General features: G+C 73.3%; 13 protein-coding genes and 3 riboswitches. Of the genes, 8 read left to right on the top strand and 5 right to left on the bottom strand.

Features of this window, described 5'->3' with window-relative positions:
• Window positions 1-973 (bottom strand): AraC family transcriptional regulator (locus tag D473_RS0114720; RefSeq protein WP_026126965.1); only part of this gene is annotated, 973 nt, incomplete at its 3' end.
• A gap of 111 nt (window positions 974-1,084) precedes the next feature.
• Here D473_RS0114720 and D473_RS0114715 point away from each other — a divergent pair.
• The 8 genes from D473_RS0114715 (at window position 1,085) to D473_RS0114680 (ending at window position 12,497) form a co-directional block, all read left to right on the top strand.
• Window positions 1,085-1,912 (top strand): Rossmann-fold NAD(P)-binding domain-containing protein, encoded by an 828-nt coding sequence (locus tag D473_RS0114715; protein ID WP_026126964.1) that lies wholly within the window; start codon window positions 1,085-1,087, stop codon window positions 1,910-1,912.
• Between the two features lie 604 nt (window positions 1,913-2,516).
• A riboswitch (cobalamin riboswitch) is annotated at window positions 2,517-2,726 on the top strand.
• A 61-nt stretch (window positions 2,727-2,787) separates the two neighbouring features.
• A complete protein-coding gene (locus tag D473_RS0114710; RefSeq protein ID WP_083918016.1) occupies window positions 2,788-3,876 on the top strand; it encodes an ABC transporter substrate-binding protein in 1,089 nt (362 codons plus the stop codon).
• On the top strand, window positions 3,873-4,889 hold the full coding sequence (locus tag D473_RS0114705; RefSeq protein WP_017609825.1) for a FecCD family ABC transporter permease: 1,017 nt from the start codon (window positions 3,873-3,875) through the stop codon (window positions 4,887-4,889). Before D473_RS0114710 ends, D473_RS0114705 begins: the two co-directional genes overlap by 4 nt.
• Window positions 4,886-5,689, top strand: a complete 804-nt coding sequence (locus D473_RS0114700; RefSeq protein WP_017609824.1) for an ABC transporter ATP-binding protein — start codon at window positions 4,886-4,888, stop codon at window positions 5,687-5,689. The genes D473_RS0114705 and D473_RS0114700 overlap by 4 nt, the downstream gene beginning before the upstream one ends.
• Window positions 5,690-5,770: 81 nt before the next feature.
• A riboswitch (cobalamin riboswitch) is annotated at window positions 5,771-5,901 on the top strand.
• A gap of 35 nt (window positions 5,902-5,936) precedes the next feature.
• Window positions 5,937-9,527 (top strand): cobaltochelatase subunit CobN, encoded by a 3,591-nt coding sequence (cobN, locus tag D473_RS0114695; protein WP_017609823.1) that lies wholly within the window; start codon window positions 5,937-5,939, stop codon window positions 9,525-9,527.
• Window positions 9,524-10,249 (top strand): precorrin-6A synthase (deacetylating), encoded by a 726-nt coding sequence (gene cobF, locus D473_RS0114690; protein ID WP_017609822.1) that lies wholly within the window; start codon window positions 9,524-9,526, stop codon window positions 10,247-10,249. Before cobN ends, cobF begins: the two co-directional genes overlap by 4 nt.
• Window positions 10,246-11,778, top strand: a complete 1,533-nt coding sequence (locus tag D473_RS0114685) for a cobyric acid synthase (protein WP_017609821.1) — start codon at window positions 10,246-10,248, stop codon at window positions 11,776-11,778. Before cobF ends, D473_RS0114685 begins: the two co-directional genes overlap by 4 nt.
• Window positions 11,775-12,497, top strand: a complete 723-nt coding sequence (locus D473_RS0114680; protein ID WP_017609820.1) for a cobalt-precorrin-6A reductase — start codon at window positions 11,775-11,777, stop codon at window positions 12,495-12,497. Before D473_RS0114685 ends, D473_RS0114680 begins: the two co-directional genes overlap by 4 nt.
• On the opposite strand, the gene D473_RS0114675 is transcribed toward D473_RS0114680, so the two are convergent.
• The 4 genes from D473_RS0114675 to D473_RS0114660 are packed head-to-tail and all read right to left on the bottom strand — an operon-like array spanning window position 12,472 to window position 18,684.
• On the bottom strand, window positions 12,472-13,407 hold the full coding sequence (locus D473_RS0114675) for a cobalamin biosynthesis protein (protein ID WP_017609819.1): 936 nt from the start codon (window positions 13,405-13,407) through the stop codon (window positions 12,472-12,474). The genes D473_RS0114680 and D473_RS0114675 overlap by 26 nt on opposite strands.
• The gene (locus D473_RS0114670; protein WP_051043082.1) at window positions 13,404-15,884 is read right to left on the bottom strand and encodes a cobyrinate a,c-diamide synthase; all 2,481 of its coding nucleotides are present in this window, start codon (window positions 15,882-15,884) and stop codon (window positions 13,404-13,406) included. Before D473_RS0114670 ends, D473_RS0114675 begins: the two co-directional genes overlap by 4 nt.
• 59 nt (window positions 15,885-15,943) lie before the next feature.
• The gene (gene cobO / locus D473_RS0114665; protein WP_017609817.1) at window positions 15,944-16,558 is read right to left on the bottom strand and encodes a cob(I)yrinic acid a,c-diamide adenosyltransferase; all 615 of its coding nucleotides are present in this window, start codon (window positions 16,556-16,558) and stop codon (window positions 15,944-15,946) included.
• Window positions 16,558-18,684 carry a VWA domain-containing protein gene (locus D473_RS0114660; RefSeq protein WP_026126962.1) on the bottom strand — a complete coding sequence of 709 codons (2,127 nt, stop codon included), beginning with the start codon at window positions 18,682-18,684 and terminating at the stop codon, window positions 16,558-16,560. Before D473_RS0114660 ends, cobO begins: the two co-directional genes overlap by 1 nt.
• A gap of 44 nt (window positions 18,685-18,728) precedes the next feature.
• Window positions 18,729-18,874: riboswitch (cobalamin riboswitch) on the bottom strand.
• Window positions 18,875-18,890 lie beyond the last annotated feature (16 nt).

The following is an 18,890-nucleotide window of genomic DNA, read 5'->3' as shown; positions in this document are numbered from 1 at the left end:
CCCCCGCCCCGTCCGCCGGCGGGTCCGTCGCAGCAGGCCCGGTCTCCCGGTACGCGCTCGGGCTCACCCCGTACCGGCGTTTGAACGCGGTACTGAACGCGAACGCGCTCCCGTAACCGACCCGGCGCGCCACCGAGGCCAACGTCGCGTCCGAGGAGCGCAGCAGATCGGCGCCGAGCGCCAGCCGCCACCGCGTGAGGTGGGCCATCGGAGGGGCCCCCACGAGCTCGGTGAAACGGCGTGCGAGCACCGCGCGCGAGACCCCGGACCCGGCAGCGAGCCCGGCCACCGTCCACGGACGTTCCGGCGAGGTCCTGATCGACGTCAGCGCGGGCCCCACCACGGGATCCGTCCGCGCCCGGTACCAACCGGGGGTGCCCGCGCCGCCCTCCGCGAGCCAGTCGCGCACCATGCCCGCGAGCAGCAGGTCCAGGACCCGGTCCAGGACCAGGGTCTGCCCCAGATGGTCACGGCCCAGCTCCGCCCCCAGCAGGTCGACCAGGGAGGCCGCGTCCGCGCCGGTCCCTGCGGGACGGATCAGCACTTGCGGCATCGCGTGCCACAGGTGGGAGCCGAGTTCCCCGGGCGCGCGGTAGGTGCCGCTGAGCATCACGGTTGCTTCCGGACCGGGAGCCTCACCCCACGTGCGGACCGACAACGCCATGCTGTCGGTGACGTCCACGCCCCCGCTCGAACAGCGCTGGTCGGGGCCGACCACGACCGTCGCGGGTGCGTCCGGGGCGTGCGCGAGGGTGTACGGCTGCGGGCCGCGCACCGCGACCACATCGCCCGGGAGGATCCGCCGCGGCCGGTCGCCGGCGGTACTGAGCCAGGCCGCGCCGCGGGCGAGCGCCACCACCGACAGCGGCGCGCGGTCCTCCACACGCATCGACCACGGCGGGTTGAGGACCGAGCGCAGGAGGAAGGCGCCCCGGGCCTTGGGGCCGTCCATGAGGGCGGTCAGGGCGTCCATGGTCCCATCCTCGCTCGGGTGCCGCACGGTGTCCACGGCGCTGGACGCACGCGTATGCGGGTGAGCGTTCCGGCGATGGAGGACGAGGACCCCGCGGCGTTGACTGAAGACATGCGAAACACGAACCAGGAAACCAGGCCCACCCTCGTCACCGGCGGCACCGGGAAGACCGGTCGCCGCGTCGCCGAACGGCTCCGCGACCTCGGCCGCCCCGTGCGTGTCGGGTCCCGTTCGGGCACACCCCCGTTCTCCTGGGAGGACCCCACCACCTGGGAGCCCGCGCTGAAGGGCGTCGGTGACCTCTACCTGAGTTACCAGCCCGACCTCGCCGTGCCCGGGGCGCCGGAGACCGTCGGCCGTTTCGCGCGGGCCGCCGTCGACCTCGGGGTGCGGCGGATCGTGTTGCTCTCCGGGCGAGGGGAGGAAGGGGCGCTCGCCGCCGAACGTGCGGTGGCCGGGGCCGGAGCGGAGTGGACGGTCGTGCGCTGTTCCTTCTTCGCGCAGAACTTCAACGAGAGTTTCCTGGTGCCGCAGGTCCTCGCCGGGGAGATCGCCCTGCCCGTCGGCGGGGTGAGGGAACCGTTCGTGGACGCCGACGACATCGCGGACGTCGCCGTGGCCGCCCTCACCGGGAAGGTGCGCGCCGGGTCGGTCCATGAGCTGACCGGGCCGCGCGCGTTGAGCTTCGCGGAGGCGGCTGCGGAGATCTCCGCAGCCACCGGGCGTGCCGTGCGGTACACGGAACTCACGCACGAGGCGTTCGCCGCGGCTCTGGCGCAGGAGGGGGTGCCGCCGGAGCTCGGAGACCTGTTCGCGGCCGTCCTGGACGGGCGGAACGCGTACACCGCCGACGGGGTGCAGGAGGTGTTGGGGCGGCCGCCGAAGGACTTCGCGGCCTTCGCCCGCGAGGCCGCCGCGACGGGGGTGTGGACCCCCTGACCGGGCCACCCGGTCCCCCGAGCCGCGCACACACCACTCGCCCCCGGCCTCAATGCGCCACCGGGAGTGCCGGGGCGGCCGTGGCCTTACGCAGGAGCGAACCACCACGCACACGCCTCGACCGGTGGCCACAATGCCGCACGCGAGGGGGCGGTAGTGCCCCCACCATTTCTTTGACAGCCGGGCGCCTGGGGGGGTGAGGGGGTTCGTCGATACGGGTCGGGAAAGCCCGGCATCAAGGGTCGCAGCGCATACCCCGAGGCGCCGCGGTCAACCCACCACACACCAGAACCCTCCAACAGGCCCCGAAAACTGGCGGGGCACCGAAGAGGGTTGCGCGCAGACCCGGCCGGGCCACAATTCCCGACCCCGACGAACCACCACCCCCAGGCACCACAAGAAACCCCACGACCTTGCCCCGCTGCTGCCCCCAGGCACCACAAGAAAACCGGCGCCTGCCCCAGCTCTCCGTGCACACCCGGAAGGTCCGGGGTGAGATGTCGGGCCACGTGTCCGGAGACCATCCCGACGAACGCCGGTCCCTGAACCACGCCCGGTGCCACGGACGCCCCCAGGGGCCTCGTGCTGGACGAATGGTGAGACTTGGTACTCTGCCCCGGCCAGTCGAACCACGTATGTGGCCAGGGAATCCGGTGCGAATCCGGAACTGACGCGCAGCGGTGAGGGGGACGGGCGGGGCACACGTGCCACTGGGAAGGACCGCCGCGACCGCAGGGTCGGGACGTGCCACCCGGGAAGGCGCTCCGTCCGGATGAACCCGAGTCCGAAGACCTGCTGGTATCCCCGTGCCCCGCGCACGGGTGCACCCGAAGCCAGGCTCCGCGCTCGAGCCCCGACCCTTCCGAGGCCCACCCATGTCCCGACACGCGTCCCGTCACGCGCTCTCCCGCAGGGCCCGTCGTCCGTCCCGCGGTACGTCCCGCCCCCTGGCCGTGCTCCTCTCCTCCTCCCTCCTGCTCACCGCCTGCACGTCCCCCGACGGGACCGGAGCCGACCCTTCCGAGGCCGACGCGGCCGGGTACCCGCGGACCGTCCAGAACTGCGGCCGCGAGGTCACCGTCGAGGCCCCGCCGGAACGGGCCGTCTCCCTCGACCAGGGCAGTACCGAGATCCTCCTCTCCCTCGGCCTGGAGGACCGCCTCGCCGGCAGCGCCACTTGGACCGACCCGGTCATGGAAGGCCTGGAGGAGGCGGCCGGGGAGGTCCCCCGCCTGGCCGAGAACCAGCCCTCCTTCGAACGGGTCCTGGACACCGAACCCGACTTCGTCAGCGCCTCCTTCGTCTCCACCCTCGGCCAGGGAGGGGTCGCCACCCGCGACCAGTTCGAGGAGCTGGGCGTGCCCGCCTACGTCTCCCCGTCCGACTGCGCCTGGGGCAAGGACAACGACAGCGGCGGCGACGGTTCCCGCTCCGAGGCCCTCACCCTCGACGCCGTGTACGAGGAGATCGACGACCTCGCACACCTCTTCGACGCCGAGGACCGGGGCGAGGAACTCGTCGCAGAGCTCCAGGACCGGGTGGACACCGCGACCGGGGACCTCGATGCCTCCGACGTCTCACTCATGTACTGGTTCGCCAACTCCGAGTCCCCCTTCCTCGCGGGCTGCTGTGGAGCGCCCGGGGCCATCACGGAGGAGACCGGCGCACAGAACGCCTTCGACGACACCGACGACGAGTGGCCCCAGATCAACTGGGAGACCGTCGCCGACCGCGACCCCGACGCCATCGTGCTCGGCGACCTGACCCGCGATTCCCAGACCGCCGAGTCCGCCGAGGACAAGATCGCCTTCCTCGAGGACCACCCCGCCACCAGCAGACTGACCGCTGTTCGGGAGGAGCGCTACGTCCTGCTCAGCGGCCAGGCCATGAACCCCTCGATCCGCACCGTCGAGGGCGTGGAACAGGTGGCCGACGGGTTGCGGGACCTCGGGCTCGCCGAATGAGAGGCGCCCGACCGACCCTGCTCCTGGCAGGCGGGCTGGCCGCGCTGGTGTTGTCCGTCTCGGTCACCGTGACCATCGGCCCCGCATCCATCACCCCCGCCGGGGTGTGGACCTCGCTCGGCGCGCGTCTCGGCGTCGGAGAGAGCCCGCTGACCCCGATCCAGGACGGCATCGTGTGGGACCTGAGGATGCCCCGCACCCTCATCGCCGCGGTGTGCGGGGCGGGGCTGGCCCTGTGCGGTGCGGTCATGCAGTCCCTGCTGCGCAACCCGCTGGCCGACCCCTTCGTGCTCGGGGTCTCCTCGGGCGCGTCCACGGGCGCGGTCGCGGTGATCGTGCTCGGCTGGGGCGCCGGGGTGGTGTCGCTGTCCGCGGGTGCCTTCCTCGGGGCGCTGCTCTCCTTCGGGATGGTCATGCTGCTCAGCCACAGCCTCGGCGGGAGCATGGACCGGGTGGTGCTGTCCGGTGTCGCGGCGATGCAGCTCTTCTCGGCCCTGACGTCGTTCACCGTCCTGTTGTCGGCCGACGCCGAGACCACACAGGGGGTGCTCTTCTGGCTGCTGGGCTCCTTCAGCAACGTGGGCTGGGCCGACGTCCTCCTGTGCGGAGCGGTTCTGCTGGTCGTGCTCGGCGTGTGCCTGGCCCACACCACCACGTTGGACGCGTTCGCCTTCGGGGAGGAGGCCGCCGCTTCCCTCGGTGTGCGCGTGGCACGGGCGCGCGTACTGCTGCTGACCGCGACCGCCCTGCTCACCGCCGCCCTCGTCAGCAGCGTGGGCGCGGTCGGGTTCGTGGGGCTGATCCTGCCGCACGCCACCCGGATCCTGACCGGGGCGATGCACGCCCGCCTCCTGCCGGTCGCCGCGCTGATCGGCGCCGTGTTCCTGGTGTGGGTGGACACCCTCGCCCGGACCGCTCTGGATCCCCAGGAGATCCCGGTGGGCGTGGTCACCTCGCTCGTCGGTGTGCCCGCGTTCATCGCCGTTCTGTACCGCTCCAGGAGGCAGACATGAGCTCCCCGGCCCCCGTGCCCGAAGGCGGCCGTCTGCGCGCCGAGGCCGTGGTGCGCCGGATCGGTGAGCGCACCGTGCTCGACGGAGTCACCCTCGACCCGCGTCCGGGGGAGACCGTCGGTCTGTTGGGTCCCAACGGTTCCGGTAAATCCACCCTCCTCCGGATCCTCGCCGGGGTCCTCGGCCCCACCGCAGGCACGGTCACCCTCGACGGGGACCCGTTGCCGCGCGTGGGCCGCCGGGCCGTGGCGCGGCGTGTGGCCGTGGTCCAGCAGAACTCCCACACCCAGACCGAGATGACCGTCCGCGACGTCGTCGCCCTCGGACGGATCCCCCACCGCCGTGCGTGGGCCCCGGCCACCGCCGACGACCGGCGCGCGGTCGACACGGCTCTGGGACGAACCGGCCTCGCCGGCCGCGCCGAACAGCCCTGGCACACCCTTTCCGGTGGAGAACGCCAACGGGTCCAGATCGCCCGTGCCCTGGCTCAGGAACCCAGTGAGCTCCTGCTCGACGAGCCCACCAACCATCTCGACATCCAGTACCAGCTCGACCTGTTGGAACTGGCCGTGAGCCTGCCGGTCACCACGGTGATCGCGCTGCACGACCTCAACCTGGCCGCGATGTACTGCGACCGGCTCCTCGTGCTCCGGGACGGCCGGGCCGTGGCGGAGGGCACTCCGGGGCAGGTGCTGACCCCGGAGCTCATCGGCGAGGTCTACGGGGTCCGTGCGGAGGTCACCTTCGACGGTGACCGTCCCGCGATCCGGTTCCTGCGGCGCCGGGACACGCCCCTGTGACCGGGGGTGAGTAGAAGTCGTCGCATTGTCGCCCTGCGTGGGCAGGGGCATGCGCGAGTCCGGGCCCCGTCGTGCACCGTTCATCCGACGCCGGTTAGTGTGTGAGCTCTTCGTTCGTGGCACAGGAACCCGGTGCGAGTCCGGGGCGGTTCCGCCACTGTGAAGCCTCCGAGAGGGGCCAGCCAGACACTGTCCGCGAACGGTCCGACCAACGACGGGGCGAGAACCCCTGGGGAGGAAGCCGACCATGACGGTACGGGTCGCTCTGCTTTCCACGTCCGACACCGATCTGCTCTCAGCGCGGTCCAGTGGCGCCACGTACGTGTGGGCCAACCCCTCGCGCGCATCGGAGACCGAACTCACCGACGCCGTCGAGGGCGCCGACCTCGTCGTGGTGCGGCAGTTGGGTTCCCCGCACGACCTGTGGCCGGGCCTGGCCGCGGTCCGCGAGCGCGGCACCCCGCTGGTGGTGATCAGCGGTGAACAACAGCCCAGCGCCGAGCTGATGGAACACTCCACGGTCCCGATGGGCGTGGTCACCGACGCCCACCGGTACCTGGCCGAGGGCGGGCCCACCAACCTCGCCCGCCTGCACGCGTTCCTGTCCGACACCGTGCTGCTGACCGGCGAGGGGTTCGAACCTCCGCACCACGTGCCCCTGTGGGGCACGGCCGAACGCGAGTACCCGCAGGACCCGTCCCTGCCCGAGGTCGGCATTCTCTACTACCGCGCCCACGAGGCCGGCGGGAACACCGCGTTCGCGCACGCCCTGGCCGACGCGGTCGACGCCACCGGACGGGCCGTGGGCGTTCCGGTCTTCGCCGGTTCCCTGCGTTCGGCGCCCGACGACCTGTTCGAGGCGCTGCGCCGCTTCGACCTCCTCATCGTGACGGTCCTGGCCGCCGGCGGCAGTACCCCCGCCTCCGCGAGCGCCGGTGGGGACGACGAGGCCTGGGACGTGGAACGCATCGCCGCCCTCGACGTCCCGGTCCTGCAGGGGCTGTGCCTGACCAGCTCCCGCGCCGACTGGGTGGAGACCGCCGAGGGGGTCAGCCCGCTCGACTCCGCCACCCAGGTCGCGATCCCCGAGTTCGACGGCCGCATCATCACCGTGCCGTTCTCCTTCAAGGAGATCGACGAGGACGGGCTGCCCCGCTACACCGCCGACCCCGAGCGTTGCGCCCGCCTGGCCGGGATCGCCGCCTCCCACGCCCGCCTGCGCCACGTCCCGGCCGCCGAGAAACGCATCGCCGTCGTTCTGTCGGCCTACCCGACCAAACACGCCCGGATCGGCAACGCGGTCGGTCTCGACACCCCCCGTTCCCTGGTGCGCCTGCTGCGGCGCCTGCGTGCGGAAGGCTACGACCTGGGCGACCCCGACGCCCTGCCCGGCCTGGACCTGCCCGACGACACCGAGGCCGGCGACAAGCTCATGCACACCCTCATCGAGGCCGGCGGCCAGGACGAGGACTGGCTCACCACGGCCCAGATGACCGAGGCGCAGGTGCGCATCACCCCCGAGCAGTACGCCGAGTGGACCGAGCACCTCCCGTCCTCCCTCAAGGACGCCATGGCCCAGACCTGGGGTCCCGCCCCGGGCAAGCTCTACGTCAACGACGAGGGCGAACTCGTCCTGGCCGCGCTCCGGGCCGGAAACGTCGTGGTCCTGGTCCAGCCCCCGCGCGGTTTCGGCGAGAACCCCATCGCGATCTACCACGACCCCGAGCTGCCCCCGAGCCACCACTACCTGGCCGCCTACCGGTGGCTGGAGCACGGGTTCGGCGCCGACGCCGTCGTCCACCTCGGCAAGCACGGGTCGCTGGAATGGCTCCCGGGCAAGGACGCCGCCCTGTCCGCCGACTGCGGGCCCGACGCGGCCCTCGGCGACCTGCCGCTCATCTACCCGTTCCTGGTCAACGACCCGGGTGAGGGCGCCCAGGCCAAGCGCCGCGCACACGCCACCATCGTCGACCACCTCGTCCCGCCCATGGCCCGCGCCGAGAGCTACGGCGACATCGCCCGCCTGGAACAGCTCATGGACGAGCACGCCAACATCGCCGCGATGGACCCGGCCAAACTCCCCGCGATCCGCGCCGAGATCTGGTCGCTCATGCGCGCCGCCGAACTCCACCGCGACCTGGGGCTGGAGGAGCGCCCCGACGACGAGGAGTTCGACGACTTCCTGCTCCACGTCGACGGCTGGCTGTGCGAGATCAAGGACACCCAGATCCGCGACGGCCTGCACGTGCTCGGCGAGGCGCCGGAGGGCGAACCCCGGGTCAACCTCGCCCTGGCCGTCCTGCGCGCCGCCCAGGTCTGGGGCGGGATCGGCGCCGCCGTGCCCGGACTCCGCTCCGCCCTGGGCCTGAAGGGGGACGCCCCCACGAACGAGGTCGACGAGGCCGAGGCGCGCGCCCGTGAACTGGTCGAACGGATGGAGGAGGCCGGCTGGGACCGTTCCGCGGCCGCAGACCTGCACGAGGACCCCGACGTGCGCCGGGTCCTGGAGTTCGCCGCCGACCAGGTCGTGCCCCGTCTCGCCCGCACCACCGACGAACTCGATCACCTCACCCACGCCCTCGACGGCGGGTTCGTCCCGGCCGGGCCCTCCGGCTCGCCCCTGCGCGGGCTGGTCAACGTGCTGCCGACCGGACGGAACTTCTACACCGTCGACCCGCGCGCCGTACCCTCCCGCCTGGCCTGGGAGACCGGTCAGGCCATGGCCGAATCCCTGTTGAGCCGGCACATGGAGGAGACCGGGACTTACCCCGGGTCCGTGGGCCTGTCGGTGTGGGGCACCTCCGCGATGCGCACCTCCGGCGACGACGTGGCCGAGGTCCTGGCCCTGCTCGGGGTCCGCCCCGAGTGGGACGAGGCCTCCCGCCGGGTCAAGGAGCTCGACGTCGTCCCGCTCGGGGAACTGGGCCGCCCGCGCATCGACGTGACCGTGCGCATCTCGGGGTTCTTCCGCGACGCCTTCCCCCACGTGGTCGCCATGTTGGACGACGCCGTGGCCCTGGTCGCCGACCTCGACGAAGCCGACGAGGACAACTACGTGCGCGCCCACGCCCGCGCCGACCTGGCCGACCACGGCGACCACCGCCGGGCCACCACCCGGATCTTCGGTTCCGCGCCCGGCTCCTACGGGGCCGGGATCCTGCAACTCGTGGAATCCGGGAACTGGCACGACGACCGCGATCTCGCCGAGGTGTACACGGCCTGGGGCGGTTACGCCTACGGGCGCGGCCTCGACGGCGTCCCGGCCGCCGACGACATGCGCACCAACTACCGGCGCATCAAGGTCGCCGCGAAGAATGTCGACAGCGCCGAGCACGACATCGCCGACTCCGACGACTACTTCCAGTACCACGGCGGCATGATCGCGACCGTGCGCGCGCTCTCGGGCGCCGACCCCAAGGCCTACGTCGGTGACTCCACGACCCCCGACGCGGTGCGCACCCGGCCGCTCGCCGACGAGACCGCCCGGGTGTTCCGCGCCCGGGTGGTCAACCCGCGCTGGATCGCGGCGATGCGGCGCCACGGGTACAAGGGCGCCTTCGAACTGGCCGCGACCGTCGACTACCTCTTCGGCTTCGACGCCACCGCCGGGGTCGTGCACGACTGGATGTATGAGAAGCTCGCCGCCGAGTACGTGCTCGACGAGGAGACCCAGGAGTTCATGCGCCGCTCCAACCCGTGGGCGCTCAACGGCATCGTCGAGCGCCTGAACGAGGCGGCCCGGCGCGGCCTGTGGGCCGAACCGGCCCCGGAGACCCTCCAGGCGTTGTCCGAGGTGTACCTCGAGGTCGAGGGCGACATCGAGGAACGGTCCGAATGAGGGTCCGTGTCATCGGGATCGGCATGGGTCCGCAGCAGCTCACCCCGGAGGCCGCCGCCGCGCTGCGCGGATGCGATTACGCGGTGGCGGCCCGCAAACGGGAGGACGACGGGCTGTTCGAGCTGCGGCGGGCCGTGTGCGAGGCCCACGGGTTGCCGTTGGTGGCCGTTGCCGACCCCGAACGCGACCGCGACGCACCGGCCGACTACCGGGCGGCGGTCGCCGACTGGCACGAGGCGCGGGTGCGCGCCTTCGAGCAGGTGCTGGCAGAACGGGGCGGAAGCGCGGCCTTCCTGGTCTGGGGCGATCCGTCCCTGTACGACTCGGTGCTGCGGATCGTGGCGCGCATCGGCGAGCGGGGCGAGGTTCCCGTGGAGTACGACGTGCTGCCCGGGATCAGCGCCCCGCAGCTCCTCGCGGCCCGGCACCGGCTCGTGCTGCACGAGGTCGGCCGGCCGGTCCACGTCACCCCGCAGCGCAGGTTGGCGGAGGCCGTGGCCGCCGGGCAGGACAACATCGTCGTCGTGCTCGGGGCCCGGCCCGCCTTCCAAGGGCTGGAGGAGTGGTCGGTCTGGTGGGGTGCCAACCTCGGGACCGGCACCGAGGAACTGGTCGCCGGACGCGTCGCCGACGTGCTCCCGGAGATCGGTGCGGCCCGGGCCCGCGCGAAGGAACGGGCCGGCTGGGTCATGGACACCGCGTTGCTGAGGAGGCCCTCGTGAGCGGGACGCGCGCGCAGAAGGACCGCGGGGGCGGTGGTCTGCTGGTGGCCGGTGCGACCTCCGACGCCGGCAAGAGCGTCCTCACCACCGGATTGTGCCGAGCCTTCGCCCGCCGCGGCGTGAAGGTCGCGCCGTACAAGGCCCAGAACATGTCCAACAACTCCATGGTCTGTCACGGGCAGGACGGGCGCCCCGCGGAGATGGGCCGGGCCCAGTGGGTACAGGCGCTGGCGGCGGAGGCGACCCCGGAGCCCGCGATGAACCCGGTGCTGCTCAAACCCGGCACCGACCGGCGCAGCCACGCCGTGCTCATGGGCCACCCCGCCGGGGACCTGTCCTCCACCGGCTGGGAGCAGGGGCGCCGACATCTGGCGAAGGCCGCCCACGCGGCCTTCGACGACCTGGTCTCCCGCTACGACGTCGTCGTGGCCGAGGGGGCAGGCAGCCCGGCCGAGATCAATCTGCGCGCGGGCGACTACGTGAACATGGGGTTGGCCCGCCACGCGGGGATACCCGCGGTGGTGGTCGGCGACATCGACCGCGGCGGGGTCTTCGCCGCGCTCTACGGCACGGTCGGCCTGCTGGAGGCCGCCGACCAGGCGTTGATCCCGGGTTTCGTGGTCAACAAGTTCCGGGGGGACCCCGGGCTGCTGCGGCCGGGACTGGCGGACCTCGAACGCCTCACCGGCCGCCGGGTGTACGGCACGCTGCCGTGGGACCCCGAGGTGTGGCTCGACTCCGAGGACGCCCTCGACCTGACGGCGCGCCGGTCCGGGGACGAGGCGGAGGGCGGGGCCGGGCCCGTGCGCCGCGTCGCGGTGGTGCGCCTGCCGCGGATCAGCAACTTCACCGACGCCGACGCCCTCGGGTTGGAACCGGGGATCGACGTCGTGTTCGCCTCCTCCCCGCAGGACCTGTCCGACGCGGACCTGGTGGTGCTGCCCGGGAGCCGCTCCACCCTCGCCGACCTGGCGTGGCTGCGCTCGCGCGGCCTCGACCGGGCGTTGCACGAGCACGTGCGGCGCGGGCGGCCGCTGCTCGGGGTGTGCGGCGGGTTCCAGATGCTCGGCAGGAGCATCGCCGACACCGGCGGTGTCGAGGCCGAGCCCGGTGCGCGCGCGGAAGGGCTCGGACTGCTCGACGTATGTACGGACTTCACGGCCGACAAGACCCTGCGCCTGCCGTCGGGGACCGCGCTCGGGGCGCCCGCGCACGGGTACGAGATCCACCACGGACGGATCACCGTCGGGAACGGGGACGAGGAGTTCCTGGGCGGGGTCCGTTCGGGAAACGTCTACGGGACCATGTGGCACGGGAGCCTGGAGGGCAACGCCTTCCGGGCCGCTTTCCTGGGCCGCACCCTCGGCCGTGAACCCTCCGGCACGGACTTCCCCGCTGCCCGGGAACAGCGGCTGGACCTGCTCGGGGAACTGGTGGAACGCCACCTCGACGTCGGCGCGCTGCTCGACCTGGCACGGTCCGGCGCACCCGGCGGTATGCCCGTGCTCGCACCCGGGGGCGACCGATGAGACTGCTCCTGCTGGGCGGGACCTCCGAGGCCCGCGAGCTCGCCGCGCTCCTGGTGGAGGCCGGCGTGGACGTCACCACTTCCCTCGCCGGGCGGGTGGCCCGCCCGCGCCTGCCGGTCGGCAAGGTCCGTATCGGCGGTTTCGGGGGCGTCGACGGACTGCGCGAGGCACTGACCGCCTACGACGCCGTGGTGGACGCGACGCACCCCTTCGCTCGCGGGATGAGCGCCAACGCGGACGCCGCCTGCGCCGGAAGGCTCCCCCTGCTCCGGCTGGAACGCCCCCCGTGGGAGCCCGACCGGGCATGGCACTACACCGACACCCACGAGGAGGCCGCGGACCGGGCCGCCGAGCTGGGCGCACGCCCCTTCCTGACGGTCGGGCGCCAGGAACTCGCCCGGTTCGTGCCCGCCCTGGGGGAACGGGAAGTGCTCGCGCGGGTCGTGGACGAGCCCGATCTGGAACTCCCGGAACCTTGGCGTCTGGTGACCGGACGCGGGCCCTACACCCTCGACGGCGAACACGGCCTCATGCGGGAGCACGGCGCCGGGGTCCTCGTCACCAAGGACGCGGGCGGCACCTACACCTGGCCGAAGATGGAAGCGGCGCGGCTCCTCGACGTGCCCGTCGTGGTGGTGCGGCGCCCGGACGGATCCGCGGGGACGACCACGGTCCACGACGTGCGGGAGGCCCTCACCTGGGTGCTCGCCCGGCGATGAGGGCCGTGCCCGCCGCGACCAGGGCGGCGTACGCGCCCACCCGGCGGGCCAGGGCGGTGCTGCGTGCGACGTCCCTCGGTTCGGCCGGGCGTCCGTCCCCGAGGACGGGGCGGTGCTCGGTCCGGGCCCCGTACCGGCTGGTGCCGCCCAGCCGGACCCCGAGCGCGCCCGCGAAGGCCGACTCCACCACCCCGGCGTTGGGGCTGGGGTGGTGTCCGGCATGGTCCCGCCAGCAGCGCAGCGCCGGGCCCGTCCGGCCCGGCGCCGCAACGGCCGCCAGGAGTCCGCTGAGCCGTGCCCCGGGGTGGTTGAGCAGGTCGTCCAGACGAGCCGAGGCCCAACCGAACCGTTCGTAGCGGGCGTTGCGGTGCCCGACCATGGCGTCGAGTGTGTTCGATGCACGATGGGCCAGCAGCCCCGGCACCCCGGCCGAGGAGCCCCACACGAGCGGGGCGACCACGGCGTCGGAGGTGTTCTCCGCGACCGACTCGACGACGGCTCTGGACACCTCCGAGGCGTCGAGAGTGCTCGTGTCCCGCCCCACCAGTGCCCTCAGACGCTCGCGTGCGCCGGACAGGTCGCCGTCCTCGAGCAGATCGTGCACGGCCGTGGCCTCCCGCTCCAGGGAACGACCACCCAACACCGCCCACGTGGCCAGCGCCGTGAGGGCGGCGCGGGCGGACGGGCGGCCGTCGGTGGCCCGTTCCGCGGCGGCCCCGAGCCCGGCGGCGGCGCCCACGAGGAACACGGTGTGCACGGTGCCGCGCGCGCGGGAATCGGTGTACAGACGGCGTTCCAGAGCGGTCGCGGCGTTGCCGAACCCCGCGACCGGGTGGAACCGGCGGGGATCTCCCAGGAGCCGGTCGGCGGCGTACCCCATGAGGAGCCCGACCGCACGCGCGCCCCTCATGTGTGTACCTCGCACCGGGTCTCCTCCGCACCCGGGAGGTCGACCAGAGCCTTGAGCAGGCGCTGGGTGACCTCCCGAGGCCGTACGGCCACGCGGACCCAGGAGGCGTCGAGCCCCGGGAAGGTGTCCGCGCGCCGCACCGCGATGCCCTGTTCCCGCAGATGACGGTGGGCTCCGTGCCCCGCCCGCACCAGGACGAACGGTGCCCGGGACGGAACGAACGCCACCCCGGCCCCACACAGCCCGCTCTGGAGCTCGGCGCGCTGCTCCTGCAGGGTCAGTGCCCGCTCGGCCGCCTCGACGGTGGCCTGCGGGCTCATGCAGGCCACCGTCGAGGCGATCGCGGGGGTGGAGAGCGACCACGGGGTCTGGGCACGGGCGAGCTCGGCCACGACGGCTTCGTCGCCGACGACGTATCCGGCGCGCAGGCCCGGGATGGACCAGTGTTTGGTGAGGCTGCGCAGCACCACGAGGCCGGGAAGCCTCTCACCCGCCAGGGATTCGGGCTCGCCGGGGACCGCGTCCATGAACGCTTCGTCCACGGCCACCACACGCCCCGGATGGCACAGGCGGCGCAGTGTGTCGGCCGGGTGCAGGAGCCCCGTGGGGTTGGTGGGGTTGCCGACGACCACCAGGTCGGCGTCCTCGGGGACCGCGTCCGGGTCGAAGGCGAACCCGTCCTCGGACCGGCAGAGCACGGTCGTGACGGTGTGTCCGGCCTGCTCCAGGGCGGCGTGCGGTTCGGTGAACTGGGGATGCACCACCACCGGACGCCGCCACGGGCGCACCCGCGCGAGCAGGGTGAAGGCCTCCGCCGCGCCCGCCGTCGGCAACACCTCGCCGGTGCGGCGGTCGTGCCGACGCGCGATCGCCGTCCGTGCGGGTCCCGCGTCGGGATAGCTGCCCACGTCGTCGAGGCTCGCCCGCAGCGCCCGGTCCAGCCACGCGGGACGCGGGCCGGCGTAGACGTTCACGGCGAGATCGATGAGCCCGGAGCCCACCTCCCGGTCCCCGTGGTGGCGGAGCGGATCCGCCACCGGTGCTTCGTCGGGGGTGGCCCCGGCCGCCCCCCGGGCACGTGCCGAGGAGGCCGCCGAGGCCGCGCGGACGGGGGAGAGCGGAGCGGCAGCGTGCACCGCTGCGGCGAAGCGTTCCGCCGACCGCGGATGACCGGCCCAGTGGACGTGCAGATAGGAGGCGTGCAAGGTCGGGGACGCGAACCCCTCGGCCGCCCCGTCGATCTCCCAGGCCGGGGAGAGCGCAGAGGCATCCGTGCCGCCGGCCCCGGGCGTCAGCTGCGTCCGGTGGAACTCGTGCCCGGTGACCCGGTCGCCGACCCGCGTCAGCAACGTGTCCGCGGCCGCGACCGCCTCCGGGTACCGCAGCGTCAGCCGCCGGCTCATCCGCGCGTCCGCGTCCACGGCCCCGGCCATGGGCTCCCCGTCCAGGGTCCGGGCCAGGTACAGCATCCCCGCGCACTCGGCGACCGTCGGGACCCCGGAGCGCACCGCCTCCCGCAGCTCGCCCAGCAACGCGCGGTTGGCGGCGAGCTCACCCGCGTGCACCTCGGGGAACCCGCCGCCCAGGTACAGCCCGCGCGTGCCCGCCGGCAGCGCGGTGTCCTCCAGCGGATCGAAGGCCTCGACCCGGCACCCGGCCGCCGTCAGCAGCTCCTCGGTCTCGGCGTACCGGAACGTGAACGCCCGCCCGCCGGCGACCGCCACCACGGGACGCCCGTCGGACCCGGCCCCTGAACCCGCCCCCGCGACCGCCTCCTCCGGCGACCACGGGTGCTCCTCCAACGCGGGCGCGGCCCCGGCCACGTCCATCACCGCGCCCAGGTCGACCTGGTGCGCGATCTGCTCGGCCATCCGCTCGACGACCGCCGCTGCACCGTCCCGCTCACCGGCCGGGACCAACCCCAGGTGGCGCGAGGGTGAGGCCATGCCTTCGTCGCGGCCTACCACACCGAGCACCGGCAGGCCCGAGGGTTCCAACGAGCGCACGATCTCGGCGGTGTTGCGCTCCGACCCCGCCCGGTTCAGGATCACCCCGGCGACCTCGACCGCCGGATCGAAGGCGGCCATCCCGGCGACCAGTGCGCCCGCCGAACGCGACATCCGCGCCACGTCCACGACCAGCACCACGGGGGTGCGGGTCAGGGCCGCCACGTGCGCCGACGACGCGAACCCGTCCGTGCCGAGCCGCCCGTCGTGCAGGCCCATGACCCCTTCGACCACGGCCACGTCCGCTCCGCGCGCCCCGTGCAGCAGCAGCGGCGCGACACGTTTTTCCCCGACCAGGTGCGGGTCGAGGTTGCGGCCCGCACGCCCGGTGGCCAGGGCGTGGTAGCCCGGATCGATGTAGTCGGGACCCACCTTGTGCCCGCTCACGGCGAGCCCGGAACCGCGCAGGGCCGCCATGAGCCCCGTCGCCACCGTCGTCTTGCCCTGCCCGGTCATCGGCGCGGCCACCATGAGCCGGGGGAGGACGTTCGTTCCCGAACCCGGGCCGGAACCCGAACCGTCCGGGCACCTCACCACTCGATCCCCCGTTGGCCCTTGCGGCCGTTGTCCATCGGGTGCCTGACCTTGCCCATCTCCGTGACCAGGTCGGCCGCCTCCATGAGTCGGGGATCGGCCCGCCGCCCGGTGATGACCACGTGCTGGCGCCCCGGCCGGTTCGCGAGGGTCTCCACGACGTCGTCGACGTCGATCCACCCCCACACCAGCGGGTAGGTGAACTCGTCCAGCACGTACAGGTCGTGCCGCTCCTCGGCCAGCCGGCGCTTGATCTCCGCCCAGCCCTCGGCAGCGGCCGCCGCGTGGTCCTCCTCGCCGTCCTTGCGGCGGATCCACGACCACCCGGAACCCATCTTGTGCCACTCGACCGGGCCGCCCTCGCCGGTCTCCTCGTGCAGCTTCCCGAGGCGCTCCAGTACGGTCTGCTCGCCGATGCGCCACTTCGCCGACTTCACGAACTGGAACACACCGATGTGCCAACCCTGGTTCCAGCTGCGCAGCGCCAGCCCGAACGCCGCAGTCGACTTGCCCTTCCCGTCACCGGTGTGCACGGCGAGCAGCGGCTGGTGCCGGCGCTGTCGGGTGGTGAGTCCGTCTTCGGGGACCACGGACGGCTGGCCCTGAGGCATCAGGCGGCCCTTTCTCGTACGGCAGTGTTGAGTGCGTCGGCGTTGATCTCGCCGACCGGAAGGTGTTCTGCGCCCAGGCGGGCGGCGAGGCCGAGGGCAAGGCCCAGGCGCATCGGCCCGGACTCGCTGTCGACGACGACGGTGGAGATCTCCTGCCCGGCGATGTGGTCCGCCGCGGCCAGCGACCGCGCGACCGCGCCCTTCGCGCCGGTGGCCCGACCGTCGGTGACCAGGACCAGCAGCGGGCGCAGACGCGGGTCGCGCCGCTGCTCGCGCCGCAGCACCCGGTCGGCCTCCAGCAGTCCCTCGTCCAGGGGCGTTCGGCCGCCGGCGGGCATGTCCTCGAGCCGGGCCGCGGCCACGTCCACCGAGTTGGTCGGAGGCAGGACCAGTTCGGCCTGCTGGGCGCGGAAAGTGATGAGCCCGACCTTGTCGCGCCGCCGGTAGGCGTCCAGCAGAAGCGACAGGATCGCGGTCTTGACCTCGCTCATGCGTTTGCGCGCGGCCATCGAACCGGACGCGTCGACGCAGAACAGGATCAGGTTGCTCTCCTGCCCCTCCCGCACCGCGACCCGCAGGTCCTGGGGGCGGATCCGCATCCGCTCGCCCTCCCTGGGCGCGGCGGCCGCGGCGCGCACGGTCTCCACCAGGTGCAGGGAGGACCCGGACCCGGAACCGGGCGGGGCCGCACCGATGCGGCGCCCGCGCCTGCCCACCGCACGGCTGCGCTTGCCGTCGGCGCCCTGCCCCGCGCCGCGCACGGTCAGCTTGCGGGCGCGGTAGGGGGCCGTGGAACCGACGGTGCTCGTTGCGCTGTCCGAAGACGGGGGAGGGGGACCGGCCTCCTCGGAGCCCTCGCCGACGTCCTGCTCCGTGTCGGTGTTCGGGGGCTCGTCGGTCTCCTGGGCCTCGGCGGTGTTGTCCTGGCCGTCGGCGTTCTCGGGGCCCTGGGGTTCGGGGCCCGCCTCATCCGAGGACTGTTCCGGCTGTTCCGGCTGTTCAGGGGTCTGCGAGGGGTCGGAGTCCTCGGGTTCGGACGGCTCGGACGGGTCCTCGGGCGACTCCGGGGGCTGCGGCGGGTCCGGCGGCGGGTCCTCCTCGCCCAGGATCCGGTCGAGCAGCTCCTCGTCCAGCCCAGGAGCGTCGAACGGGTTGCGCCGGCGCCGGTGCGGGAGCGTGAGCAGGGCAGCGCGCCGGATGTCGGCGCGGGTCACCGTCTCCCGGCCGGCCCAGGCCGCGTGCGCGACCGCCACACGCGAGGTCACGATGTCGGCGCGCAGCCCGTCCACCTCGAAGGCCGCGCACACCTCCGCGATCTTCAACAACGCGGCCTCCGACAGGTGCACCCGGTCCAGTGCCCCGCGCGCCTTCGCGATGCGGTCGGCGAGGGCCTCCTCGGCGTCGTGGTACCGGGCGGCGAACCCCCCGGGGTCGGCGTCGTAGGCCATCCGCCGGCGCACCACCTCGGCCCGCGCGACCGGATCGGTCGGCGCGCTCACTTCGACGGTCATACCGAACCGGTCCAGGAGCTGGGGCCGCAGCTCACCCTCCTCCGGGTTCATGGTGCCGATGAGCAGGAACTTGGCCGCGTGCTCCACGGAGAAACCGTCGCGCTCCACCGTCACCCGGCCGGTCGCCGCGGCGTCCAGGAGCAGGTCGACGAGATGGTCGTGGAGCAGGTTGACCTCGTCCACGTACAGGAGTCCGCGATGGGCACGTGCCAGCAGCCCGGGTTCGTAGGCGACCTTGCCGTGCGTGAGCGCCTGCTCCAGGTGCAACGATCCCAGGACCCGGTCCTCGGTGGCACCGACGGGCAGATCGACCAGGTGCACCGGTCGGCTCTCCACGTCCGTACCGGGGCCGAACGGGCCGTCGGGGGAGTGCTGCGCGGGGTCGGCGGGGTCCACGGAGAAACGGTCGCCCCGGTACACCTCCACCGGGGGCAGCAGCGAGGCGAGCGCGCGCACGGCGGTGGATTTCGCGGTGCCCTTGTGTCCCCGGACCAGTACACCGCCGATCTCCGGGGACACACTGGTGAGGACGAGGGCCAGTCCGAGGTCGTCGAGCTGCTCGGAATCGCAGCCCACGATCGCGGAGAAGGGGTAATGCGCAGGCCATTGAGGCATGGTGAGGCTCCCGCTCGTGTTCGCCATCGGTCGGAGGGCGGGCGCGAGGCCGGTCTTCGGACTTTCCGGGTCCCCTCGTAAGGGGCCCGAATCACCGCAGCGGGCCTGTGCCGGACTCTCACCGGCTTCCCAGATTCTCCCCGGTCGCCGTTCCCGCCGTTTCCGACGGTTGGGGTCCCGGGGCACCTCGTGCCTGTGCCCGCCAC

It is taken from the genome of Nocardiopsis xinjiangensis YIM 90004, assembly GCF_000341145.1.
Classification (GTDB): domain Bacteria; phylum Actinomycetota; class Actinomycetes; order Streptosporangiales; family Streptosporangiaceae; genus Nocardiopsis; species Nocardiopsis xinjiangensis.
The sequence above is the reverse complement of the archived record's forward strand: the minus strand, read 5'-3'. Positions and strand labels throughout refer to the sequence as shown.